The sequence below is a fragment of the Nocardia sp. NPDC055053 genome (assembly GCF_053608285.1).
Map to the genome: position 1 here is coordinate 360,475 of NZ_JBSGVD010000002.1, position 24,154 is coordinate 384,628.

Below are 24,154 nucleotides of genomic sequence, written 5' to 3' on the forward strand. Positions count from 1 at the left end.
TTCCCGGACCCCAATGCAGGCGATCGCATCGAAACATACTGCTGGACTAAATCTTCCGATCCGGTCAGCGATGCTACCGGTCGTCGTTGTCCATCGCAGCGAGTCCGGCAGTCCGGATCACCGATCGGTCAGGCCACGGATGCCCGATCTCGCACGTAGGCAAGGGCGTTCGCGGCACCGACGGCACCGCCGTGTCGCTCCAGGCACCGATGCAGCTGCGCGAGCGCATCTTCCAGCCGCGGTCCGGGTCCGTGGTCGGCGAGCAGGACGACGATCGCCGCCCTGGTGGCGATTCCGGGGTCCGGATCGGCCAGCAGCTCGTCCAGGTAGCAGTCGGGTTCGAGCAGCCGCAGGGCCCGGCGCGCGTACGCGTGCACCCGCCGCGGCAGCTCGGCGCGAATCAGTTCGACATCGGCCTGCAGGGCCTGCTGCCCCTCGAGCGCGGGATCGACGCGCAGGGACCACCATTCGGTGAGCTCGGCAGGCAGGCCGCGCGCATCGATCAGCCCGGGGCCGGTCGCCTCATCGAGCGTCGCGGGTGGGCGGCCGAGCCGCGCATCGCGCCAGGCACAGAACTCCCACCAACCCGTCGGTGTAGCACTCACTTCCAACCCGAAACGGACCACTTGCTGCCCGTCCGTCCACGTACGCACGGTCCGGCTACGGCCGACCGACGCCACCCCTCCCGGTGCCACGCGCGCCCACCTGGCCTCCGAACCCTGAAAGCCATAGGGCGCCAGTAGCTTTCCCGCCTCTCGCGTCAATCGCCGCAACGCGGTATCCACTCCGACCATTCCGGCAGGTTAACCACACCCACCGACACCCCCCGACGATCGGCCTACGACTAGGACGCCTCCTCGACGAGACCGACCGCATCGACGGCGGCGTGGATGCGCAGCGCGAAGCGGAAACCACAGGCGGTTTCCAGCGACGGTGTGCGCCGATCGGACCCGGGAGCGCTGTGGACATCGATGCTGACGTCGATGTCCTCGAGGCCGACGTGGAAGTGGCCCGCCATCCAGAATTCGGTGGGTCCTGCCGTTTGACCGGCGAGGACGTCGCCGGAATCGGCGTGGAAATCGCTGCGGCGCACACAGATCGGGGTGTGCCCATCGGAGTCGGACGGCAGGTAGAGGACGACCGGGCCGTGCATCACGGTCAGCAGTTGCAGGACGTGGCGGGCGTCTTCGGAAGTGTCGACCGCGCGGTGGCGGTGGTTCGGCGTGTGCACGAGCGGATGGCGATCACGGTGTCCGGACCCGGCTTGGTAGGGCATGGTGCTCCTTGCAAAGTTCTCGACGGTTGTCGGGTTCGCCAGACACTATGGGTGCGCAAGGTTGGTCCAGGGTTGGTGCCCGTCGAATCTTGCGAAGTGATGACGAATCGTCGCGTCCGTTGATCACCATGCGCCGGAACAGATCACCGCGTACGTGCACCGACCGGGGCAACCGCTCGGCCGGCAGCTGAGCCACCGTCGACATGCCCGCGCAGCGGCGGAGTCGTCCGGCGCCTCCTTCGCGATCGGTGGCGCGAACCCGGAGCCGGACAGCCGAGCACGGGTCCGATGGGCAATGCGGCCGAGGCTACACCCACTGCCGAGGTGCCGACCGACCGAAACTCGGCGGCACCGACGCGGACACCGTCTTTCCTCGTGCGACAAACTTCGCGCCGACACTTTTGCGCACGAGACAAACTGAGCGGTCTGCGCCACATATTCTGCCGAGCGCACTGACGTGAGGTCCCTCACGCCGAACCCTCGATCGCCCGGCACGCGACCTCGAGGGCATGCCATCCGGTGCCGATAGCCACTGCATAGCCGTACGCCGTAAAGCAGCGAATAATTCGTGTACGCAGCCCAGAACCCCGAGATTGCCGACCAAATGTGACTTTCGGTCACATATACGTGTTTACGGGACAACCGACCCGCCGCAGACCGCTCAGATCGTTTCCGGGACAACGCTTACTCTCCGGTAATGTTCCGTAGCACCGACCGTCGGAAATGATCCCAGGCGCACTCACAGACGTTCAGGAGTTCCCGTGTTGCATTCACGTTTTGAATCGATCGGCGCATATCTTCCGTCGAATATCGTTTCGACCGCGGAATTGATTTCCCGTCTGAAAGTGCCACCCTCGTTCGACCTCGAGAAGATCACCGGGATCAAAGAACGCCGCGTGCGTGACACGCGACCGGACAGCATCGAGGATTCGTTCGCACTGGCGATGCAGGCCGCGCAGGATTGCCTGTCCCGGTCTCGTTACGGCGCAGGCGAATTGGATGTGATCATCTCCTGCTCGATCACCCGCAGCAACCAGGGCACCCGGATGTACATGGAGCCCTCCTTCGCCTCGACGATCGCGCAGGCGCTCGGCGCCGACGCGGCGATCACCTTCGACGTGTCGAACGCGTGCGCCGGAATGCTCACCGGCACCTACATTCTCGACCGGATGATCCGCGCGGGCGTGGTGCGCAACGGCATGGTCGTCAGCGGTGAGTCGATCACCCCGATCGCCGACACCGCGGTGAACGAGATCTCGGAGAAGTACGACCTGCAGTTCGCGTCGCTGTCGGTGGGCGACTCCGGCTGCGCGGTCGTGCTCGACCAGGCCGTCGACGAGGCCGACATGATCCACTACGTCGAATTGTTCACCGCGGCAGAGCATTCGCATCTGTGCCTCGGCATGCCCAGCGACAAGTCGGCGGGCGTCGCGCTCTACACCGACAACCGCAAGATGCACAACGAGGCCAGGTTCCTGCTGTGGCCGGACGCACAGGGCGCGTTCCTCGAGGAGCAGGGTCGCAGCTTCGCCGACGAGAGCTTCGACTACATCATTCATCACCAGTTCGGCGCAGCGGCCGTGCCGTTCATGAACGGCGTTGCGGCGCGCGAGTTCGGCGCGCCCATGCCGCCGGATCTGAATGTGATCGAGAAGTACGGAAATACCTCGACCACTTCGCATTTCATCGTGCTGCACGATCAGCTGTCCGAGCAGAGCATCGAAGCAGGGGCGAAATTGCTCATGGTGCCCGCCGCTTCGGGCGTGGTCGCCGGCTTCCTGTCCACCACCATCTCTTCGCTGAAGGTCTGAGGTTCGTCATGGGCGTGCGTATCCAAGCCACCGGCGCCGACAGGGCTGCCGACACCCACAGCATCGTCGAGCACAGTGGCCGCGCGGCGCGGCAGTGCCTGGAGCGGGCCGGTATCCGGCCCGACCAGGTGGGCGTGCTCATCAATACGGGCATCTTCCGTGACTCGAACACGGTGGAACCGGCTGTCTCCGCGCTGATCCAGAAGGCGGCGGGCATCGGGCTCGACTACACCCGCGACGATGCGCGGACGTTCTCCTTCGACCTGATGAACGGCGCGGTCGGCGTGCTCGACGCCGTCCGGGTCGCCGGTTCGGTGCTGGCGACCGGGAGCACCGGGCACGTGCTGATCGTCGCGGGCGACACCCACCCGTCGCTCACCCGCGGCACAGCCGATGCCGAATTCCCCTACGCCACCGCCGGTGCCGCGCTGCTGCTCGAGCAGGTCGACGGTCCGGAAGGCTTCGGGCCGGTGCACTCGGCGAGGTCGACGGGCAGTCCCGCCGAGAAGGCCTACGTCGACACCGCGACCATGGGCACGGTCGGGCGCGGCCTGATGACCGTCGAGCGCGACGCCGATTTCGAAGACCGGATCCTGGAAGTGGCGAGCAAGGCGGCACGCGCCGCACTCGAGGAGGCCGGGACCGACCGTGCGAGCCTGGCATTGATCGCCTCGACTCCCACCCCGCACTTCCCGAAGCGGCTGGCCGACGCCCTCGGCATCGACCAGGACGCGGTGCGCGCACCCGACCTGACCGACGGCGACCCGCACACCGCCTCGCTGCCCCTTGCCTACGACCGCGCGATCGCCGAGCACTCGCTGACCGGCTACACCCACGTGCTGTTCGTGGCCGCGGGCGCCGGACCGTCGGCGGCCGCCGCGCTCTACCGCCTCCCCGCGGAGACCGCCGCGTGACGACGGCGACCTACTGGCAGACCATCGACGATTTCCGGCGCTTCGCCGCCGCGGAACCGGACCGGGCGGCGGTGATCTACCCCGACGGGCAGACACCCGCCGGTCTGCCCGACTACCGCCGGATCACCTACGGTGAACTCGACCAGTGGTCGGACGCGATCGCCCAGCAGCTCCTCCGATCGGGGGTGAGCAGCGGGACACGGACCATCGTGCTCGTGCTGCCCAGTGCGGAGCTGTACGCGATCCTGTTCGCGCTGTTGAAGATCGGCGCGGTGCCGGTGGTGATCGACCCGGGGATGGGAGTGCGCCGCATGGTGCACTGCCTGCGCGCGGTCGAGGCGGAGGCGTTCATCGGGATCCCGCAGGCGCATGCCCTGCGGGTACTGTTCGCGCGCAGTTTCCGCGGCGTGCGCACCACGCTCACGGTCGGACGGCGCTGGTTCTGGCGTGGTCCTACCCTGCGCGCGTGGGGACGGCGACCGTCGGGCACGCTGCCGGAGCGCTCGCCCGCCGCGCCAGGGGACGTGCTGATCATCGGATTCACCACCGGCAGCACCGGTCCGGCCAAGGCGGTGGAGCTCACGCACGGCAATCTGGCCGCCATGGTCGAGCAGGTGCACGCCGCCAGGGGGAACACCCCGCCGGAGACGTCGCTGATCACCCTGCCGCTGGTCGGTGTGCTCGATCTGCTGCTCGGATCGCGGTGTGTGCTCCCGCCGTTGATTCCCAGCAAGGTCGGCTCGACCGATCCGGCGCATGTGGTGGACGCGATCGAACGGTTCGGCGTCCGCACCCTGTTCGCCTCCCCCGCCCTGCTCATTCCGTTGCTCGCGCATCTGCGGGCGCGGCCTGCCGAGCTGAGCACGCTGGCCAGTGTCTTCTCCGGCGGAGCGCCGGTGCCGGACTGGTGCGTGGCGGGCTTGCGCGAGGTGCTGAGCCCCGACGCGCAGATCTACGCGGGATACGGGTCGACCGAGGCCCTGCCGATGTCGACGATCGAATCCAGGGAACTGCTCGATGGTCTGGTCGAGCGGGCGCATCAGGGTGACGGGACGTGTATCGGCCGTCCGGCCGATCGCGTCGAGGTGCGGTTGCTCGCGATCACCGACGACCCCGTCGCGACCTGGGACGGCGCGGATCGTCCCGCCGGTCGGCGCGAGGTGGGTGAGATCGTCGTGACGGGCCCGAATGTCAGTACCCGCTACTACTGGCCCGCCGCGGCGAACGCGGCGGGCAAGATCGCCGACGGCGAGCGCACCTGGCATCGCACCGGCGACCTCGGCTGGATCGACGAGCAGGGCCGGATCTGGTTCTGCGGACGCAAGAGTCAGCGGCTCGAGACCGCGCGCGGGCCGATGTTCACCGTGCAGGTCGAGCAGGTGTTCAACGTGGTGCCCGGGGTGGCACGGACGGCACTCGTCGGTGTCGGCGCGCGCGGTGCGCAACGGCCGGTGCTGTGTGTCGAGCTCGAACCAGGCGCCGATCCGAGCGCGGTGCAGACCCGATTGCGCACGCGCGCCGTGGAATTCGAGACCGTGGAGCCGATCAGCGAGTTCCTGGTGCATCCCCGGTTCCCCGTCGATATCCGGCACAACGCCAAGATCGGCCGCGAACAACTCGCCCAGTGGGCCGCCAAGCGTCTGGAAGGGCGACGATGAAGATTCTGGTCACCGGTGCGTCCGGATTCCTCGGCGGCGCGGTCGTGCGCGCGCTGGTCGCCGACGGCGCGCACGATGTGTCGATCCTGGTGCGGCCCACCAGCGTTCTCGACGATCTCGGCTCGGCGCTGGAGCGCGTCACGGTCGTGTACGGCGATCTGGCCGACCCGGCGTCGCTGGTGCGTGCGGTCGAGGGCATGGATGTCGTGATCCACAGTGCGGCGCGGGTCGACGAGCGCGGTACCCGGGCTCGGTTCTGGGCGGAGAACGTGGCGGCCACCGAGCTGCTGCTCGCCGCGGCCCGTGGTAGCGGCGCCACCCGGTTCGTCTTCGTGTCCAGTCCCAGTGCGCTGATGGACCGCGACGGCGGCGATCAGCTCGACATCGACGAATCGCTGCCGTATCCGCGCCGCTATCTGAACTTCTACTCCGAGACCAAGGCCGCCGCCGAACGTGCCGTGCTCGCCGCGAACACCGACGGGTTCACCACCCTCGCGCTGCGACCACGGGCGATCTGGGGCGCGGGCGACCGTTCTGGTCCGATCGTGCGGCTGCTCGGCCGGACCGCGGCGGGTTCGCTGCCCGATCTGTCGTACGGCCGCACGGTCGAGGCCTCGCTGTGCCACGTCGACAACATCGTGCACGCGTGCCGGCTCGCCGTCACCGCGGACACCGCGGGCGGCAAGCCCTATTTCATCGCCGACGCCGAGAAGACCGATGTGTGGGGCTTTCTCGGCGAGGTGGCGACCCGGCTGGGCTATGCGCCGCCGTCGCGCCGCCCGAACCCCCGGGTCCTCGCCGCCGTGGTCGCGGCCATCGAGACCGTATGGCGGATACCGGCCGTGGCGCAGCGCTGGTCGCCGCCGCTGTCGCGCTACGCCGTCGCCCTGATGACGCGCAGCGCCACCTACGACACCGGCGCTGCCCACCGCGATCTCGGCTACGTGCCGGTCACGGACCGCGACACCGGGCTGTCCGAGTTCCTCACCTGGCTCGACGCCGCCGGCGGCGTGGAAACGCTCACCAGGCACCTGCGCTAGTCACCGCACGATTCCGGAGGCAATCATGAACGGCAGCACCACCTTCCGCCGACCGATCACGACGACGGAACGCATGTACTTCCCCATGCGCGATCTCGCGCCGCCGTTCCTGATGCAACTGGTCATCCCCGGCGCCGGTGAGATCGACCCCGCTCGGCTCGGCCGGGCGGTGGCCGCCGCCGCGGCGGTGACCCCCGGCGCGCGTCTGGTGCGCCGCGGCGCGGAATGGGTCGACAGCGGCACCACCCCCGCGGTGCGGGTGGTGCGCGGGCACGTGCTGCGCGCGCCAGCGCTCGAGACCGATCCCGTGCTCACCAGCCGGATCGGGCCTGCACCGGACACGACCGTCGAGGTGCTGCTGCTGACCGGCGCCCCGGTGACGCTGGTGTTCCGGGTCTTCCACGGCGTGATGGACGGCATGGGCATGGTGCTGTGGGTGCGGAACGTGCTCCTCGCACTGCGTGGCGAGGAGCCGATCCCGCAGCCGGACCCGATCGCCGATCAGGAACTCGTGTCGCGGGTCGGAGCACCGGGCAAGCCCGCGGCGATGGTGCCGCGCTATCGCAGCGCGGTCGGCGCGGGCAGGCAGCGGCGGGGTGTGGCCCGGCATCTGTTGCGGCACAGGAGTATCAACGCGGCGGGCCCGGGTGCGCTGGCCCGGGTCTGCGCGCTGCTCGCGGCCGAGACACCGGGGACTTCGCGCATCATGATGCCGGTCGACCTGCGCAGACACGATCCGGAGCTGCGCTCGACCGCCAATCTCGCCCTGCCGCTGTTCCTCGACATCGAACCCGGCCGGGACTGGACGCAGATCAAGGAGCAGATCAAGACCGGCCTGCACGAGCGGCGCGAGCTGAACCAGCTGGCCAATACCCGGATCACGCTCGTGCCCGATGTCGTCAATCGTGGTGTCCTGCATACGACGAACTGGCTCGGCGCGCGATTCGGCCGGAACCTGGCGTCGGCCACCGTGTCGCACATGGGCCGGTTCACCGCCGAGGAGCTGGCCGTGCCCGGCTTCCAGCCCACCGGGCTGTATGTGCTTCCCCAGCACAGCGTCGCGATGCCACTGTTGTTCGGGCTCACCGAGTTCGACGGCAAGACCGACCTGACGGTGTCGGCGCGCAACGGCGAGGGGGTCGAGGCGCGACTGGACGCACTGCTGGACCGGATCGTGGCGATGCTCGAATCCGAGTTCGCCGTGCGGGATTCGGTGGACCGGCCGCTGTGACCGCACTGGCTCGTCTCGTCATCGCTCGTCCGCGCACGGTGCTGGCCGCTGTCGTGGTGTTCATCGGGTTGTGCGCGGCGTTCGGCGCCGACGTCACCCAGCGGCTCAGCGCGGGCGGGTTCACCGATCAGGGCAGCGAGTCGGCCCTGGTGGACCGGGTGGTCACCGAGCATCTCGGACCGCAGAGTCCCGATGTGGTCGCGCTGTACACCGTGCCGGAGGGGAACACTGTCGACGAGATCGGCCCGCGGGTCGGTGCGGCGCTGGAGCGGATCGATCCGGCGCTGCTGGCCCGGCCGGTCCAGAGCTATTGGACCGCCGTCCCGCCCGTGCGGAACTTCCTGGTCTCGGATGATCGGCGCCAAGCCGTGGCCGTGGTGTTCACCGCCGGTGACGACACCGCGCGCCTCGCCGCCTACCCGTCGATCGCCGAGGCGTTGCGGGTGCCGGGTATCGACACCCGGCTGTCGGGGTACAGCGCGCTCAACTCCGAGATCGTCGAGCGCTCGCAGCGTGATCTCGTTGTGGCGGAGTCGATTTCGCTGCCGTTGACGCTGCTGATCCTGGTGCTGGTCTTCGGTGGCGTGCTGGCCGGCGCGCTGCCCGTGCTGGTCGGTGTGCTCGCGGTCGCCGGTTCGCTCGGTGTCATCCGGTTGCTCACCGAGACCACCGAGGTCACCACCTTCGCCGTCAATATCGCGTCGCTGCTCGGCCTCGGCATGGCCATCGACTACGGCTTGTTCCTGGTCAACCGGTTTCGCGAGGAGTACGCCGAGAGCCGCGACGTGCCCGCCGCCATCGCCCGCACCTACGCCACCGCCGGGCGTACCGTCGCCTTGTCGGCGCTGCTGCTGATGTGCGCGTTCGCCGGCACGTTCGTGTTTCCGCAGGCGGTATTGCGTTCGCTGGGAATCGGTTCCGTCGCCGCGGTCGCGCTGGCCGCCGGCCTCTCATTGACGGTCCTGCCCGCCCTGCTGGCACTGTTCGGCGCCCGCATCGGTCGCGCCAAGCCGACGACCCGCACCGAACGTTTCTGGACCAGGGTGGTCGACGGCGTCCTGCGGCGACCCGGCGTCGTGACGGTCGTGGTCGGCGCGATCCTGCTCGTCCTGGCCGCGCCGCTCACCGGGATCAAGCTCGGCGACATCGACCATCGTGCCTTGCCGCCCGGCAGCGAGATGCGCCGCACCGTCGAGGAACTCACCGCGAAGTTTCCCGCCGCGGCGAGTGGCGCGACCGTGGTGATCCGCGGCGTCGACGGCACCCCGCCGCGGTCGGGCGCGGTCACCGCGGTACTCGACGACGTCGACGCGATCACCGGGGTCCGGGATGTGCTGCAGGTGGGCCGCGCTGACGACTTCGTCGTCGCGCACGTCTTCCTCACCGCCGCCGACCGCAGCGAGGACGCCACCGCCACCGTCGGGGCCATCCGGGCACTGGAACCACCGGCGGGCACCTCCCTCGCGGTGGGCGGCGACACCGCGGCGACCGCCGACACCGTCGACTCGATGGTCGAGCGGATGCCGCTGATGATCGCGATGATGGTGCTGGCCACCATGCTGCTGCTGACCGTGGCTTTCCGCTCGATCATGTTGCCGCTCAAGGCCGTCGCGATGGCATTCCTCAGTCTGGCCGCCACCTTCGGCGTGCTGACCATGATCTTCTACCACGGCCACCTCGCCGATCCGCTCGGCATCACCGCGGGTCCGATCCCCGCGGGCATGCTGGTCCTGATCATCGCGGTCGTGTTCGGCCTGTCCACCGACTACGAGGTGTTCCTGCTCTCCCGCATGGCCGAGGCCCACCGCGCCGGCGCCGACACCGCCACCGCCGTCCGCGTCGGCACCGTCAAGACAGCACGCGTCATCACCGCCGCGGCCGTCCTGCTCATCCTCGTCACCGGCGCCTTCGCCCTGTCCCCGCTCACCCCGATGCGCTTCCTCGGTCTCGGCATGATCATCGCCCTGATCCTGGACGCGACCCTGGTCCGCATGCTGCTGGTCCCGGCCCTGGTCCAGCTGATGGGCCCCGCCAACTGGTGGTTGCCCTTCCGCGCGCTCGACAGCTCGGACGCCACCGCGCTTCGGTCGACCGAGGAGAGCACCATGGAGGCGGCACTCGACCGAACAGCAGAAGGAGCGCGCCGATGATCGTGACAACACTCGAGCGGTGGCAGTCGACCCGTGACCGGCTACGGATCGACGACACCGCGGTTCTCGCCGACGACGACGAGACGGCACTGCTCGCCGCCGACGCTCTGCCCGGCGTCGCGCAGGTCCTGGCACTCACCACGAGCGCGATCTCGCCGAACGCCGAGGACGTCCCCGTCGATGCCGTCGCGGACGTTCGCTGGGCCCGGCGTGGGCCCGCGGGCCTGCACACGCAGCTGCTGCACCGGCCTGCGACCGCCGCGACGCTCGACCTGCTGCCGCATCCCGAAGGCGGCTGGTACCGCGAAACCTGGCGTACCGCCCACGATTTCACCCCCGACGGCTATCCGGGCGTGCGGGCGGCCGCCACGGGGATTCTCTTCCTCCTCCCGCCCGGCGAGCAGTCGATCTGGCACGCGGTGCGTTCCGACGAGGTATGGATGTGGCATCGCGGCGGGCCGCTCGAGCTCAGCCTGGGTGGGGACGGCGAGGCACCGGACGCCGTGGAGCAGGTGACGCTCGGCCCGCTGATCGAAACCGGTCACCGGGTGCAGTACGTGGTTCCCGCTGGCCATTGGCAGGCCGCGAAACCGAGCGGTGACGACGAGGTCCTGGTGAGTTGTGTTGTCGCACCGGGCTTCGACTTCGCGGACTTCCGCAGCTGAGGCAGCTATCCCGTCAGGACGGACGGGAGGAGTTCGAGCGAATCGATGACGTGGATACCGTGGCGGACAGCCATCTGGTTCCGCGTGTTCGCGCGGTCGAGCCAGCACGCGCGCAGGCCCGCATCGTGCGCGCCGAGCGCGTCGATGAGGTATTTGTCGCCGACGAACGCGACCTCGTGGGGTTCGAGCTCCAGGAGTGCGCAGCCAGCGAGGAAGATGCTGGGCGCCGGTTTCGCCGCGCCGTGCTCTTCGCTGCACACCACCAGGTCACCGAAGTAGTCGAGCAGGCCGACCGCGTCGAGCTTGCGGCGCTGCTGCGGGACCGAGGCGTTCGAGACGATGCCGAGCCGGAAGCCGGGAGTCAGGTGCCGCAGCACCGGCTCGGCGTCGGGGAACGCCGACCAGGCGGCGCGGCGATGCGCGTCGTACCCGGTGAACCACGCCACGGCCTCCGGCTCGGGGACAGCCGACGGTGCCGTTCGCCGCAGATGGGACAGGAATCTGCGGGCCCGGGCGCGCTGCTGTTCGGGGAAAGAGAGTTCCCCTTCGGCGAAGCGGGCGTACTCGGTCTCGGTGATCTCACGCCAGAGGGCAACGGCAGCGGCGGGATCGGGAAACCGGTCGAGCAGGCCGTCCTGCCGCAGGTGTGCGAGCAGACCCGCCGCTTCCGAGGACGAGTAGTCGAACAGGGTGTCGTCGACATCGAACAGCACACCGCGGATCGGCATGGGATCCCTTCTCTGTCGGCGGCGGGTCAGGTGAAAACATAGTCGGTGAGGGCGAAATGGCCGCTGCGCCAAGCGGCTTCGAGGGTGGAGGTGGGGCGGAGGGGGACGTCGCCGTGTTTGTCGAAATAGTAGCTGTTGGCGGTGGCGCAGCTGTCCTGCCAGAACACCTGGCCGCCGCGGCGGGCGAGCATTTCGCGGAAGTAACGGTCGTTGGCGGCTTCGCTGATCTCGATGCGGTCGGCGTCGGTGCTGCGGGCGTGGTGCAGGCAGCGCAGGATGTGGCGGGTCTGGTTCTCGATCAGGGTGAAGTAGGACGCGCCGTTGTAGCCGTAGGGGCCGATGATGGAGAAGAAGTTGGGGAAGCCGGGGACGCTCACGCCTTCGTAGGCCTGCAAACGATTCTCGTCCCACCAGGTTTCCAGGTCGCGGCCACCGACGCCGTGCAGGTCGTAGGTCGGCATATTGCCCGATTCCATGACCTTGAAGCCGGTGGCGAGGATGAGGACGTCGGCGGTGTGCTCGATGCCTGCCTCGGTGCGCACGCCGGTCGGTGTGATCTCGCTGATCGCGGTGGTTTCGAGGGTGACGTCGGGCCGGTTGAAGGTCGACAGGTAATCGTTGGAGAAGCTGGGACGTTTGCAGCCGAGCGCGTATTTCGGGGTGAGCGCGGCACGAATGGCCGGGTCTTTCACCTGGCGGCGCAGGTGCGCCAGGCCCGCGCGTTCCCCCATCGCTGCGGTGGGCAGGGAGCGGTAATAGTGGGCGGCGAGCGGGAAGGTGAATTCGACATAGGTCTGGCTCACCAGCCGGGTCAGGGTGCGCCCACCGGGAACTTTCAGCGCCAGGCGAGCGGGCAGCGGCAACGGCATGTCGGGGCGGGGCAGACACCAGATCGGCGTGCGCTGGAACACCGTCAGATGCGCGACCTCCGGTGCGATCTCGGGAATCACCTGCACCGCGGAAGCGCCGGTGCCGATGATCGCGACCCGCTTGCCGCGCAGATCCTGCCGATGATCCCAGCGTGAGGTGTGCATGGTGACACCGGCGAAACTCTCGATGCCGGGGATATCGGGCAGTTTGGGCCGGGTGAGCACGCCGGTCGCGCTGATCACGAAACGCGCGGTCAGTTCGCCGCCGTCGTCGGTGCGCAGGACCCAGCGCCGGGCATCCTCGTCGAAGTCGGCACCGAGGACGGTGGTGCCGAAGCGAATTCGCGGTCGCAGCTCGTATTTGTCGACGCACGATTCGGCGTAGGCCTTGAGCTCACTGCCCGGCGCGTACACCCGGGACCAGTCGGTGCGCTGCTCGAAGGAGAACTGGTAGCTGAACGACGGGATATCCACGGCGACACCGGGATAGGTGTTCCAATGCCAGGTTCCACCGGCACCGTCGGCGTCGTCGACGATCAGGAAGTCGTCGAATCCGGCGTTGCGCAATGCGATCGCCGCGCCGATCCCGGAGAATCCGGCGCCGACGATGATGATCTCGTGGTCGATTCCGGTGGTGGTCATGCGATCTCCTTCATCCGGCGGCGGCCGGGACGGGCGACGGTGCGGACGACATGCTCGGCGTCCTCCGCGTAGACGATGGTGTCGACCCGATGCTCGATACCGTCGACCGTACGCACGCCACGCGGCACCAGTCGTGCGATCGGCCAGGTCACCAGGGTGCAGTGTGGTTGCCGCAGCGTGCGGTAGTAGCTGCTGTGCACGGCGACGCCCGCGGTGTCGTCGGGGGTGAGACGGTGCCGCAGCCACGAATCATGCACTTGGACACGGAGATTGATGCGAGCGACGAGCCGTACCAAGCGCTGTGGCGTATGGCGCAGGACCGACGCGCTCGGTAGCGGTGCGCGCGGCAGAATCCACACCGCGTCGGTCTGGAACACCGTCACCCGCGCGGCCTCGGCCGCGATGCCGGGCAGTAATCGTGCCGCGGCCGCCCCGCTGCCGATGATCGCGACACGGCGGCCGGTGAATTCGTGGCGTGGCACGAATTCGGTGCTGTGCGTCTGGCGGCCGGCGAAGGTCTCGGCGAATCGAGGAGTCATTTCGCCACCGGTTCGTAGGTGAGTTCGTCCGACCAGGACGGCCTGCGCCCGAGCAGGCGGACCGGGAACCGGTCGATACAGGCATTCGACACATCGGCCAGCAACTGGAACGGCTGGCGGCGGTGAATCGTGGCCTTCCCGTGCATCTTGACCACGTGATACAGCGGCATCCGCCGGATCGCCGGGCTGCGTTCCCCGACGTTCTCGTAGCGGCGCACCGCCTGCCACAGCTTCTCCTCGTCGAGCCCGAGGGCGATGATGTTGGTCGACATCCGCGACAGCAGTGGCGCGTACAGCAGCGCGCCGAGCACGAACGATGGGCGCACCGCGAAACCCGCTGTCTCGATGGCGATCCGGCGCAACGGTCCGGCCCCGAGCTGTTCGAGAACCTGGAAACCGACGGCCAGGTGCCGGGATTCGTCGCTGTTGATGTGCCGGAACACCTGATGACACACCGGATCGTCGACCTCGTCGAGCAGGAATTTCACCAGCGCGCCGTCCAGCGCGGTCTCGAGCGAGGGGATGACGGTCCCGAGCACCGGGAGGGTGAGTTGGTCGGCGTAGCGGTCGAGCCAGCTGATGACGAGGCGAATGTTCGTGTTGGGCACCGGCATCGCGTCACCGTCGAGCATGCCCCAGCGGCGCATCAGCGCCAGTTCGGCATTGGCGTGCTTCTGTTCCTCGGCGTGGAAGTACCGGTAGATCTCGCGCAGCGGGCCGGGCGGCGCCTGGTGCACGAGGGCGGCGAAGCCACGGGCGCCGACGTGTTCGATCCACACCAGATCGGCCATGAAGGTGGCCAGCCGGGGGCGCTGCTCGTCGGTGATGGTGTCGGCACCCGGTGCGTCCCAGTCGATGTCGGCCAGGGCCCACTGCTTGGCGCGCACGGTGGCGAGCATATCGGGATAGGCGAACGTCATTGTTCGATCTCCTTCTTCTGTGCTGGATCAGCGCACGACCCGCTCCAACAGGCCGGCCGAACGGGTGTAGGTCGCGGGCATCCACCGTTTGGCCTGCCACAGCACCTTGGCCTCGAGCTGCGGCACCACATACAGCTCGCCGTGGTCGACGGCGTCGAGGGTGGTGCGGGCGATCGCGGCCGGCGCGCGTCCGGTCCAGCGCAGGAGCAGTCCGCCGAGCCGTTCGGCGGTCTCGTCCATCGGTGAATCCGCCTGCATGATGTTGGTTTTCACGCCGGTCGGGCACAGCACGGTGACGCCGACACCGGTGCCTGCCAGCTCCGCCGACAAGGTCTCCGACAAAGCCAGCACCCCCGCCTTGCTGACGTTGTAGGCGGCCATGCGCGGCGCCGCGCCGAACGCGGCCGCCGAGGCGACATTCACGATCGCGCCGCGACCCGCCTCCCGCAGAATCGGCGCGAAGACATGACAGCCGTGGACGACACCCCACAGGTTCACGCCGAGCGTGCGCTGCCAGTCGTCGAGGGCGAACTCGCCGACCACCGGTCCGCCCGCCCCGATCCCCGCATTGTTGACGACGACCGTGGGTGCTCCGCCGAACCAGTCCCGCGCGGTGGCGGCCAGCCGGGTGACCTCGGCGATCGCGGTGACATCGCAGACGGTGCCGATCGCCTTCCCACCCGCGGCCTCGACGAGCCCGGCGGTCTCGGTGGCGCGCTCGGGATCGATGTCCGAGCAGACGACCCGGCCGCCGCGCTTGCCCAGTTCGACGGCGAAGGCACGTCCGATTCCGCTGCCCGCGCCGGTCACGACGGCGTCGGCGTTCGTGGTCCGGCGGCGTCCGCCGAAGGGAAACAGTCGCATGGCAACTCCCGGGTCGACCCGGTGAGACTCGAACTGGTGGCAACTGCCACCATTGGCCGCACCTGACACCAATTAGGCTCGCAGAGGAGTACTTTGTCAACCATGGATGTGCGCGCACCGGCACGGACCTGGGGCGGGCTGACCGCCGACCAGCGCAGGTCGCAGCGGCGGACCAGCCTGGTCGACGCCGCCCTCGGCATCTGGATCGAGAACGGCTGGGCCGCGGTGACCATGCGCGGCGTCTGCCAGCGGACCTCGCTCAACGACCGGTACTTCTACGAGCACTTCGCCGATCGCGACGAACTGCTCGCCGCGGCCTGGGACGAGGTCTGCACCGAGGTGTTCGTCGACCTGGCGAGCATCGTCGCCCAGAACACCGAGCGCACACCCCTGGAAATCCTGCGCGCGGCCATCGCCCGCGCCGTCGAGCTGCAATCCGACCCCCGCGGCCGCGCCAGGATCCTGCTCGCCGACCACGCGGGCAGCGCGGTACTCGAACAGCGCCGCAAAACCATGCTCACCGACGCCACCGACCTGCTGATCGCCGCGGCATGGCCCTATCTGCGCCCCGGCGTCGACGAGACCGCCATCCGCATGAGCACACTCGCCGGGATCGGCGGCTTCATCGAACTGCTGTCCGCCTGGCGCACCGGCGGGCTCGACGTGGATGCCGAACGCATCGTCGAGCACACCAGCGCGATCGCGGCCCAGCTGGGAACGATGTTCCTACCAGCGGAGATCATCGGCGACCGATAGGGCCACCTGAGATCGTTTCTCGACACTCGTCGAAATCACGACAGCCCCAGAGGATCCTCTGGGGCTGTCGCGATTTCGCCGCCTTCGTGCTACGTGAACTTTGAACTAGACTTCGCGGTGCAGTTTGGACGACCACGGACACCAATGGCCGCCCGGAAGGAAGGCTCCGCCCGCCTCGTCGAGATGCTCTTCGACGTAGTTCATATCGGAGTCGCACACCTCGATGGCCATATCGAAGAATCTGATCGTCGACGGATCGAGGTGGAAAGACCATTTCGGGTTGTACGGCGCCGTACGTTTGACGAGCCTGCCGTGGGCATGGACCTCCTGCGTCTCCTCGCCGGAGACGATGCGGCGGGCATGCCGGATGAGCTTGTCGTCGGTCAGTTCGATGACGAATTCGGAGCCCGGGCTGCTGGGCTGGGTGAATGTGAAGTACGCGGGTTGTGCCATGACGCCCTCCTCGATGCAATCGGGTTGGAAGAAATGGGACCTGCTGGTCGATCTTATATTCCGCTTCGGGGATCAGTTGACATTTCTCGTTTCGGCGAGGCTGACACGACGCGGAGCGGCACGGACATAGCCATGTGGTTCGGCTGCCCCGGAGGCTCCCGCACAGCTCGGCGAGATCGCCCCCACCTACGACCGCGTGCGCTGAGACCTTACGGCGCGACCCTGGCTCCTACCCCGAGGTCGCGCAGGGCGGTGGTCAGGAACTCGTCGACGGCGTCGGTCCGCTCCAATTGCACGAGGTGGCCCGCGTCCGGAACCTTCACCACCGCACGCAGATCCGGGACGTTCGCGCGCAGCACGGCGAGTGGGTCACGGCCGCTGAAACCCTCCATGTCGGGATCGTTCTCGCCGTAGAGGAAGTAGGTGGGCACCGGCACCTGCGCACCCGCGAAGGCTTCGGTGAGTGCCCAGTTGCGATCGAGGTTGCGGTACCAGTTGAGTCCGCCGGTGAAGCCGGTGCGTTCGAACTCCGATGCCAGTGTGTCGAATTCGGCTTCGGAGAGCCACGACCACGGCAGCTCGGGCGCCTGGGGCAGGACGTCGAGGTAGCCGAGTCCCGGCGGGTTCTTCCAGGTGTCGAGGTAGTGATAATCACCGGAGAGCGAGTAGTACACGCGGGCAAGGAATTCGCGGGGGCGTGCCGCCAGTTCGGCATCGGCTACGCCCGGCTCCTGGAAGTACGCCAGGTGCAGGAAGTGCCGTTGCGCCGCCTTGGTCCAGAATTCGGAGGGCGCGCGGGGCGGTCGCGGGGAGAACGGATTGTTGAGCACCACAACGGCATCCACGCGGTCGGGCGCGCGCAGCGACAGCTCCCACACGAGCTGGGCGCCGAAATCGAGACCGACGAACACGGCCTTCTCGGCGCCGATGTCGTCGAGTAGCGCCAGCAGGTCGCCGATCACCGCTTCATTGGTATAGGCGGCGACATCGGCGGGGGCATCGGTGCGGCCGTACCCGCGCAGGTCGGGGGCGATGGCGCGGAATCCGGCGGCGGCGACCGCCGCGAGCTGGCGATGCCACACGAACGAGGTGTGCGGGAATCCGTGACAGAAGACGACCGGATACCCCTGCCCCTGCTCGGTGACGTGCATCCGGATGCCGCCGGTGTCCAGGAATCGATGGGTCAGCTCCACTACCGTCTCCATTTCTAGAACGTGTTCTTATTTTGACGGTAGTGTCTGGAGGTCATGAGCGGAACACCCAAGATTCTCGCAGGCAAGGTCGCGGTGGTGACCGGGGCCAGCCGCGGTATCGGCAAAGGCATCGCCCAGGAATTGGGCGCGGCCGGGGCCACCGTGTACGTGACCGGCCGTACCACCACGCCGGGCAGGCTGCCCGGCACCGTGCACGCCACCGCCGAGGAGATCACCGAACTGGGCGGACACGGGGTCGCCGTCGTCTGCGATCACGCCGATGATGCCGCGGTCGAGAAACTCTTCGCCCAGGTCCGCGACGAGCAGGGGCGCCTGGACGTGCTGGTGAACAACGTCTACAACTCCCCCGCCGCCGCCCGCCGGCTCGGGCGCAAGTTCTGGGAGGTGCCGCCGAAGGCATGGGACGAGACCTTCGACATCGGCGTGCGGTCGCACTATGTGGCCAGCGTTTTTGCCGCTCCGCTGCTGATCGAGTCGGCCGGCCTGATCGTCAACGTGTCGTCTCCCGGTGCGCGGCGATACATGCACAACGCCGTCTACGGCGTCGGCAAGACCGCCCTGGACCGGCTCACCGCCGATCTCGCCCACGACCTCGACGGCACCGGCGCGACCGCGATCTCGATCTGGCCCGGCATCGTGGATACCGAACTGCTGCAACTGATTCCGGCCGACGAACAGGGCCGCCGCCAAGTCACCCTGCCGGGCGAGGGCACCTTCGATCTGAACGCCGCCGAGACGCCCCGCTTCCCCGGCCGCGCCGTGGTCGCCCTGGCCGCCGATCCGGATCGCGCGGCACGCGCCGGCACCGCGTGCAAGGTCGCCGACCTGGCCGAGGCCTACGGATTCACCGACGTCGACGGCCGGATCCCCCGCGCCGACTGACCCGGGCGCGATCGGTCTGCGCACACCCCTGGAAATAGGTGAGACAGTGCGTTACATTCAAATCAGGGCCCGCCAGCTCGACGGCGATCCTTGTGACGATGGAGAGAAACAATGACGTTCTCGAAGACCGCAGCCACGAACCCGGACTACGCCGACACCCTGCTGACCTTGTCGGAAGGGTCGGTCCACCGCAGGTTCGATCCGTACCTCGATATCGATTGGGAAGCACCCGAATTCGCGATCGACCGCGATGATCCACGCTGGGTGCTCTCGGCCGAGCTCGACCCGCTGGGCGCCACCAGGTGGTATCAGGAACTGCCGCTCGAGCGCCGGATCGAGATCGGCCGCTGGCGGCAGGCCAATGCCGCCAAGGTCGGGCTGGCCTTCGAGTCCATCCTCATCCGCGGGATGATGCAGTACGCCATGGCGCTGCCCAACGGCTCCCCCGAGTTCCGCTACTGCCTCCACGAGATGACCGAGGAGTGCAACCACATCCAGATGTTCCAGGAGCTGGTCAACCGCATCGGCGACGACGTGCCGGGCATGCGGCCGATGTTCAAGGTCGCCTCACCGTTCATCGGCGTCGCGGGCGGCTACTTCTGGGCCATCCTGTTCATCGGCATCCTCGGCGGTGAGGAACCGATCGACCACTACCAGAAAGCCCTGATCAGGTCGGGGAACGCGACCCAGCCGACGCTGCTGCGGATCATGGAGATCCACATCGCCGAGGAGGCGCGCCACATCTCCTTCGCCAACGAGTTCCTGCGCGCCCACCTCGCGCGGATGAACCCGGTGAGCACCGCGGTCTGCGCCGTCGCCTTCCCGATCGCCATGCGCTGGCTCGCCGACGAACTCGTCAAGCCGTCGAAGTCGTTCGCCAAGAAGTTCGACATCCCCGACGAGGTGTTCGCCGACGCGTTCTGGCGCAGCCCCACCTCCCGCAAGATCCTCAGCGGATTCTTCGGCGACATGCGCGCGCTGGCCGACGAGCTGGGACTGATGAACCCGGTGACCAAGCAGCTGTGGAAGCTGCTGAAGATCGACGGCGGCCACGCCCGCTACCGCGGCGAACCACACCGCCGCAGCGCCTGAACCCGGCTACGCCCGGTAGCCGTCGGTGCCCGCGCGGGACATGACGATCGTGGGGACCACGGCCTGCGCGGACAGGCGCAGCAGCGAGTCGACCATCTCGACGATGTCGTTGACCGCGAGCATCTGCTCGGGGGGAATCCGGTCGTGGATCCAGGCGCTCATGTCGGTGTCGACGTAGGCGGGTGCGATCGAGGTGGCGGTGACGCCGTTGCCGGATTCTTCGGCGTTGAGGGTGGTGAGCAGGGAGATGAGCGCGGCTTTGGCGGCGCCGTAGACCGCGAGTCCGGCCTCGGCGTAGACGCCGGTGATCGAGGACAGCGCAATGACTTTCGCGCCGTGGCCGGGATCGGCGGCCGCTCCGGCGCGCAGCATCGGCAGGGCGCCCTGGATGAGCTGGATGGGTGCGCGCACGGTGACCGCGATGGTCTTGTCGAAGCGCCGCATCGACGACTCTGCCAGCGGGCCCGCGGTGCCGACGCCCGCGTTCAGGATCAAGGCCGACATCGTCGCGAACCGGTCGGTGTGCGCGGCGAGTACCCGCGCGACGCCCTCCTCGTCGGACATGTCGGCGGCGATGGTGACCACCTCGGCGGCACCGTACGCACGCAGCTCGGCGGCGACCACGTCGAGACGGTCGGGGTCGCGCGCGGTGATGGTCAGCGAATAGCCCTGCTGGGCGAGCCGATTAGCGATGCCGAGGCCGATGCCCCGCGAAGCACCGCTGATCAGGGCGGATTTGGTCACTTCCGGTGTCCTTTCAGTGCGCGCAGGCCGGCGGCCATGAATTCCGGGGTGGCCTCGGCGGCGCGTTCGGCCGCGGCTCCGGAGTCGGAGCCCCGCAGTGCCCGGTGGGTGATGCCCTCACCGATCACGCCGAGCTTGAAGTTGGCGAGGGCGAGATAGAAGCCCCAGTCCCCGAGGTCGCGGCCGGAGTCCGTCGCGTAGGACTGGGCGAGGGTGTCCGCGGTGGGCATCCGGTCGCTGGTCCACGCGGCCGACGAGCCCAGGACCAGGTCGAAGACCGGTGAGCGGTACACGCACATCAGGGCGACATCGGTGAGGGGATCACCGAGGGTCGACATCTCCCAGTCGACCACGGCGCGCACCCGGCCCGGATCGGTCGCGTCCAGGATCGTGTTGTCGATGCGGAAGTCGCCGTGCACGATCGAGGCCGCCGATCGGGTCGGTAGCGCCTCCGTCAGCGCGGCGTGCAGGGCGGTGACGTCGGCGAGTTCGCGGGTCTTCACCCGATCCCATTGGGACGCCCACAGATTCACCTGGCGCTCGACGAACCCGGTGGGGCGCCCGAATTTCTCGAGCCCCACCGCCTGCGGATCGACCTCGTGCAGGCGGGCGAGCACCCGCACCAGCTCGGCCGCGCTCGCCCCGACCTGGTCGTCGGTCAGGGTGGCGAGGTCGTCCTGATCGCGGATCACCAGGCCGTCGACGTATTCGACGACGGTCATCGGGGCGCCGAGCGCGGTGCCCTGCGCATCGAAAGCGATGGTCTTGGCGACCGGAACCGCCGAGCCCTGGAGTGCTTCGGTGACGGTGAATTCGCGGGCCATGTCGTGCGCGGACGGCGTGAGTCCGGCGACGGGCGGACGGCGCACCACCCAGGTGGAGTCGTCGTCGGCCGCCGTGAAGGTCAGGTTCGAGCGCCCGCCGCTGATCAGTTCCACCCGCAGCGCACCGCGCACCGGTACACCGCTGTCACGCAGAAACTGTTCCAGGGCAGCGACATCCATGCCTGGCAGGCTCATTCGGCATCCTTCTGCGCGCGCTTGGCCGCACTCACCGCACGCTTGGCGATGGCCCAGCGGTGCACCTCGGACGGACCGTCGTAGATCCGGAACGGACGGACCTCGCGCGACAGCCGGGCCAGCGGCAGGTCGGCGGAGACGCCGAGACCGCCGCACATCTGCATGCTGCGGTCGATGATCCGGAAGATCGCCTCGGCGGCATAGGTTTTCGCGATCGAGGTGGCGTTCGCCGCCTGCTCCCCGCGATCGAGTTCCCAGCAGGCGCGAGTCAGCAGCGCGCGGGTGGCGGCGATGTCGATCTCGTTGTCGGCGATCATCTGCTGGATCATGCCGAGATCGCCCAGCCGCGAACCGAATCCGCGCCGCTCGGCCACCCGCGACACCGCCACATCGTGGCCGCGGCGGGCCGCGCCGAGCCAGCGCATCACATGCGTCATGCGGGCGGGGCCCAGCCGCACCTGGGCGTATTCGAAGCCGCGGTCGACCGCGCCGAGCACCGCCGAATCCGGGACGAGCAAGTCCTCGAAGAACACCTCGCAGTGACCGCCGAGCATCGACCGGTCGAGGGTGTCGATATGCCTGCCCACCCGGATTCCGGGAGTGTCGGCGGGGGCGAGGAACATGGTCGCGCCGCCGCGGTCGCCGGGCTCGCCGGAGGTACGGGCCATGATGATGAAGAAGCCCGCGCCGTCGGCACCGGTGATGAACCACTTGTGGCCGTTGATCCGCCAGCCGCCCTCGGCGCGCACCGCGCGGGTGGCCAGCGCCGAGGGGTCCGAGCCCGCGCCGGGCGCCGGTTCGGTCATCGCGAAGGCCGAACGGACGTCACCGCGCGCGAGTGGCGCGAGGAACCGCTCCTTCTGCTCGGGATCGGCGATGTGGGCGAGCATGTGCACATTGCCCTCGTCCGGCGCGGCGATGTTCAGTGCCGTCGGGCCGAACAGGGAGTAACCCGCTTCCTCGAAGATCGGGGCGCGGTCCGACATCCCCAGACCGTGGCCGCCGTATTCGACCGGCGCGTGCGGTGCGAACACACCGGCCTCGCGCGCTTCCCGCTGCAGGTCGGCGCGCAGTGCGTCGCCACCGGCGGCGGTGATGTCGCCGTCGTGCGCGTCGTCGAGCGGGATGACCCGGTCGCGGATGAAGGCGCGGGTGCGCTCGGCCAGGCGCTGCACCTCGGGCGGATGGGACAGGTCGATCGCCACGGGTCCACTCCTCGACTCGACTTGCCGAACGTTCGCTCGGCATTGAACACCCACGACCCTGACATGTTCTGCAAATGCTGTCAATTGCCAGATTTCCCCATCGGGGATTGTTCAGATATCCTGAACACTATGGACGCATATGAGGATGAACCGACCGCCCTCGGCGCACGGCTGCGCCAAGCCAGGACCGCGGCGGGCCTGTCGTTGCGGGAGACCGCGCGCCGCATCGATGTCAGCCCGGCCACCCTCAGCGCCATCGAGACCGGCAAGACGGGTGTCGCTGTCCCCCGGCTCCACCTGCTGGCAGCCGAACTCGGCACCACGACGCAGTGGCTGATCGGCGAGCAGCCGACCCGAACGCCGGTACCCCGACAGCGCGCCGCGACCGATCCGGCGCCCGAGACTGCCAACGCCTGGCGCGCGTTCCCGCCGCTGGATATCGATCCCGTCCTCGCCGCCGCCATCGACTCCTTCGTCGAAACCGGGTACCACGGCGCCACGATGCGGTCGATAGCGCAGCGGGCAGGCATGAGTGTGCCGGGCGTCTACCACCACTACCGCGACAAACAGGAACTGCTCGTGCGGGCGCTCGACCTGACCATGGACGAGCTGCACCGGCGGGTCGGCGCGGCCCGGGACGAGGCCGGTACCGGCCGCGACCGGGTGATCCGGGTCGTCGAAGCACTCGCCCTGTTCCACACCCACCGCCGCGAACTCGCTTTCATCGGCGCCAGCGAGATGCGCAGCCTGAACCCGGACAATCGACGCCGGATCACCACGTCCCGCAACGAGATCCAGTATCTCCTCGACGAAGACATCGACACCGCACTCACCGAGGAGAAGCTCAGCACCGCGCACGCGAGGGCCGCCGGACGCGCGATCGCGACGATGTGCACCGCCCTGCCGCAGTGGTTCCGGCTGGACGGGCCCGCCACCCCCGAACAGATCGCCACGGAGTACGCCGACTTCGCGCTCGGATTGCTCGGCATCCGCCGGTAACCGCGACGGAATCGAACCATCCGTCGAGTCTTGGTGCGCTGCAACCGAAACGGTGTGTACACGGCCGGTCCGGCGATGGTGCGGTCCGCCCCGAAACTCTCGGGGCGGACCCTTCCCCATGCACCATGCGGCGCCGCCACGTCGCACGGCAGGGTCCATGGTAGACGCGACAACCTCATCTGCCCCGCAACCACACCCGGACTACCGTGGAGAACATGCTGGAGCCTGGGCAGACGACGGTCGGCACCGAGGTCGTCCTCCGGCACCGCAGGCCGAGCGTTCCCGGTGCGGGCTCGAGCGTGGCCGCGTACCTCGACGAGGTCGACGGCCTTCTCGGTGCACGTGCACGAGGACGGGCTGCTTGTCGCCGACGGCACGATCCGCCGCGTGATCGTCGACCGCGTGGCATTTCTGTCCCAGGCCGATAGCCGAGACCGAGCCTTCTCGACAATGAGCGATCAGCGAATCACCCCGTACGGAAAT

Annotated in this window: 24 protein-coding genes; 12 read left to right on the forward strand and 12 right to left on the reverse strand. The window is 68.5% G+C overall.

Annotated elements, in window-relative coordinates:
• Nucleotides 1-128: 128 nt before the first annotated feature.
• On the reverse strand, nt 129-605 hold the full coding sequence (locus tag ACWF82_RS03620; RefSeq protein ID WP_452497602.1) for a hypothetical protein: 477 nt from the start codon (nt 603-605) through the stop codon (nt 129-131).
• A gap of 239 nt (nt 606-844) precedes the next feature.
• Nucleotides 845-1,276: a DUF779 domain-containing protein gene (locus tag ACWF82_RS03625; RefSeq protein WP_452497603.1), complete on the reverse strand. Its 432-nt coding sequence runs from the start codon at nt 1,274-1,276 to the stop codon at nt 845-847.
• A gap of 761 nt (nt 1,277-2,037) precedes the next feature.
• Between ACWF82_RS03625 and ACWF82_RS03630 the strand changes: the two genes are divergently transcribed.
• The 7 genes from ACWF82_RS03630 to ACWF82_RS03660 are packed head-to-tail and all read left to right on the forward strand — an operon-like array spanning nt 2,038 to nt 10,745.
• Complete coding sequence (locus ACWF82_RS03630; protein ID WP_452497605.1) at nt 2,038-3,087, forward strand: 3-oxoacyl-ACP synthase III family protein; 1,050 nt, start codon at nt 2,038-2,040, stop codon at nt 3,085-3,087.
• An 8-nt stretch (nt 3,088-3,095) separates the two neighbouring features.
• Nucleotides 3,096-4,001: a hypothetical protein gene (locus ACWF82_RS03635; protein ID WP_452497607.1), complete on the forward strand. Its 906-nt coding sequence runs from the start codon at nt 3,096-3,098 to the stop codon at nt 3,999-4,001.
• Complete coding sequence (locus ACWF82_RS03640) at nt 3,998-5,659, forward strand: fatty acid CoA ligase family protein (RefSeq protein WP_452497609.1); 1,662 nt, start codon at nt 3,998-4,000, stop codon at nt 5,657-5,659. The genes ACWF82_RS03635 and ACWF82_RS03640 overlap by 4 nt, the downstream gene beginning before the upstream one ends.
• Nucleotides 5,656-6,699, forward strand: coding sequence for an NAD-dependent epimerase/dehydratase family protein (locus ACWF82_RS03645; RefSeq protein ID WP_452497611.1), 1,044 nt, complete (start codon nt 5,656-5,658; stop codon nt 6,697-6,699). Before ACWF82_RS03640 ends, ACWF82_RS03645 begins: the two co-directional genes overlap by 4 nt.
• A 25-nt stretch (nt 6,700-6,724) precedes the next feature.
• Entirely contained in the window at nt 6,725-7,930 is a 1,206-nt protein-coding gene (locus ACWF82_RS03650; protein WP_452497613.1) for a peptide synthetase, read from the forward strand.
• Nucleotides 7,927-10,080, forward strand: a complete 2,154-nt coding sequence (locus ACWF82_RS03655) for an MMPL family transporter (protein ID WP_452497614.1) — start codon at nt 7,927-7,929, stop codon at nt 10,078-10,080. Before ACWF82_RS03650 ends, ACWF82_RS03655 begins: the two co-directional genes overlap by 4 nt.
• Nucleotides 10,077-10,745, forward strand: a complete 669-nt coding sequence (locus ACWF82_RS03660) for a cupin domain-containing protein (protein ID WP_452497616.1) — start codon at nt 10,077-10,079, stop codon at nt 10,743-10,745. The genes ACWF82_RS03655 and ACWF82_RS03660 overlap by 4 nt, the downstream gene beginning before the upstream one ends.
• 5 nt (nt 10,746-10,750) lie before the next feature.
• Here the strand turns inward: ACWF82_RS03660 and ACWF82_RS03665 are convergent, their stop codons facing one another.
• The 5 genes from ACWF82_RS03665 to ACWF82_RS03685 are packed head-to-tail and all read right to left on the reverse strand — an operon-like array spanning nt 10,751 to nt 15,307.
• Nucleotides 10,751-11,473 (reverse strand): HAD family hydrolase, encoded by a 723-nt coding sequence (locus ACWF82_RS03665; RefSeq protein ID WP_452497618.1) that lies wholly within the window; start codon nt 11,471-11,473, stop codon nt 10,751-10,753.
• 26 nt (nt 11,474-11,499) lie between these two features.
• Complete coding sequence (locus tag ACWF82_RS03670; protein ID WP_452497620.1) at nt 11,500-12,984, reverse strand: flavin-containing monooxygenase; 1,485 nt, start codon at nt 12,982-12,984, stop codon at nt 11,500-11,502.
• Entirely contained in the window at nt 12,981-13,523 is a 543-nt protein-coding gene (locus ACWF82_RS03675) for a hypothetical protein (protein ID WP_452497622.1), read from the reverse strand. The genes ACWF82_RS03670 and ACWF82_RS03675 overlap by 4 nt, the downstream gene beginning before the upstream one ends.
• Entirely contained in the window at nt 13,520-14,443 is a 924-nt protein-coding gene (locus ACWF82_RS03680; RefSeq protein ID WP_452497624.1) for a ferritin-like domain-containing protein, read from the reverse strand. The genes ACWF82_RS03675 and ACWF82_RS03680 overlap by 4 nt, the downstream gene beginning before the upstream one ends.
• A gap of 27 nt (nt 14,444-14,470) precedes the next feature.
• Nucleotides 14,471-15,307 carry an SDR family NAD(P)-dependent oxidoreductase gene (locus ACWF82_RS03685; protein ID WP_452497625.1) on the reverse strand — a complete coding sequence of 279 codons (837 nt, stop codon included), beginning with the start codon at nt 15,305-15,307 and terminating at the stop codon, nt 14,471-14,473.
• Nucleotides 15,308-15,415: 108 nt separating this feature from the next.
• Between ACWF82_RS03685 and ACWF82_RS03690 the strand changes: the two genes are divergently transcribed.
• Entirely contained in the window at nt 15,416-16,063 is a 648-nt protein-coding gene (locus ACWF82_RS03690; protein ID WP_452497721.1) for a TetR/AcrR family transcriptional regulator, read from the forward strand.
• 105 nt (nt 16,064-16,168) lie between these two features.
• On the opposite strand, the gene ACWF82_RS03695 is transcribed toward ACWF82_RS03690, so the two are convergent.
• Together ACWF82_RS03695 and ACWF82_RS03700 are read right to left on the reverse strand one after the other, a co-directional pair.
• Nucleotides 16,169-16,516, reverse strand: a complete 348-nt coding sequence (locus ACWF82_RS03695; RefSeq protein ID WP_452497627.1) for a BP74-related protein — start codon at nt 16,514-16,516, stop codon at nt 16,169-16,171.
• Between the two features lie 209 nt (nt 16,517-16,725).
• On the reverse strand, nt 16,726-17,721 hold the full coding sequence (locus ACWF82_RS03700; protein ID WP_452497628.1) for an alpha/beta fold hydrolase: 996 nt from the start codon (nt 17,719-17,721) through the stop codon (nt 16,726-16,728).
• Nucleotides 17,722-17,763: 42 nt separating this feature from the next.
• On the opposite strand from ACWF82_RS03700, the gene ACWF82_RS03705 reads away from it, so the two are divergent.
• Both ACWF82_RS03705 and ACWF82_RS03710 read left to right on the forward strand, forming a co-directional pair.
• The gene (locus ACWF82_RS03705) at nt 17,764-18,612 is read left to right on the forward strand and encodes an SDR family NAD(P)-dependent oxidoreductase (RefSeq protein ID WP_452497630.1); all 849 of its coding nucleotides are present in this window, start codon (nt 17,764-17,766) and stop codon (nt 18,610-18,612) included.
• 111 nt (nt 18,613-18,723) lie between these two features.
• On the forward strand, nt 18,724-19,704 hold the full coding sequence (locus ACWF82_RS03710; protein WP_452497632.1) for an AurF N-oxygenase family protein: 981 nt from the start codon (nt 18,724-18,726) through the stop codon (nt 19,702-19,704).
• A gap of 6 nt (nt 19,705-19,710) precedes the next feature.
• Here the strand turns inward: ACWF82_RS03710 and ACWF82_RS03715 are convergent, their stop codons facing one another.
• The 3 genes from ACWF82_RS03715 to ACWF82_RS03725 are packed head-to-tail and all read right to left on the reverse strand — an operon-like array spanning nt 19,711 to nt 22,672.
• Nucleotides 19,711-20,448: an SDR family NAD(P)-dependent oxidoreductase gene (locus ACWF82_RS03715; RefSeq protein ID WP_452497634.1), complete on the reverse strand. Its 738-nt coding sequence runs from the start codon at nt 20,446-20,448 to the stop codon at nt 19,711-19,713.
• The gene (locus tag ACWF82_RS03720) at nt 20,445-21,467 is read right to left on the reverse strand and encodes a phosphotransferase family protein (RefSeq protein WP_452497636.1); all 1,023 of its coding nucleotides are present in this window, start codon (nt 21,465-21,467) and stop codon (nt 20,445-20,447) included. The genes ACWF82_RS03715 and ACWF82_RS03720 overlap by 4 nt, the downstream gene beginning before the upstream one ends.
• Nucleotides 21,464-22,672, reverse strand: a complete 1,209-nt coding sequence (locus ACWF82_RS03725) for an acyl-CoA dehydrogenase family protein (protein ID WP_452497638.1) — start codon at nt 22,670-22,672, stop codon at nt 21,464-21,466. Before ACWF82_RS03725 ends, ACWF82_RS03720 begins: the two co-directional genes overlap by 4 nt.
• Nucleotides 22,673-22,801: 129 nt before the next feature.
• Between ACWF82_RS03725 and ACWF82_RS03730 the strand changes: the two genes are divergently transcribed.
• Nucleotides 22,802-23,671, forward strand: a complete 870-nt coding sequence (locus tag ACWF82_RS03730; protein ID WP_452497639.1) for a TetR family transcriptional regulator — start codon at nt 22,802-22,804, stop codon at nt 23,669-23,671.
• Nucleotides 23,672-23,850: 179 nt separating this feature from the next.
• The gene (locus ACWF82_RS03735; RefSeq protein WP_452497723.1) at nt 23,851-24,099 is read left to right on the forward strand and encodes a thioesterase, FlK family; all 249 of its coding nucleotides are present in this window, start codon (nt 23,851-23,853) and stop codon (nt 24,097-24,099) included.
• Nucleotides 24,100-24,154: the final 55 nt, after the last annotated feature.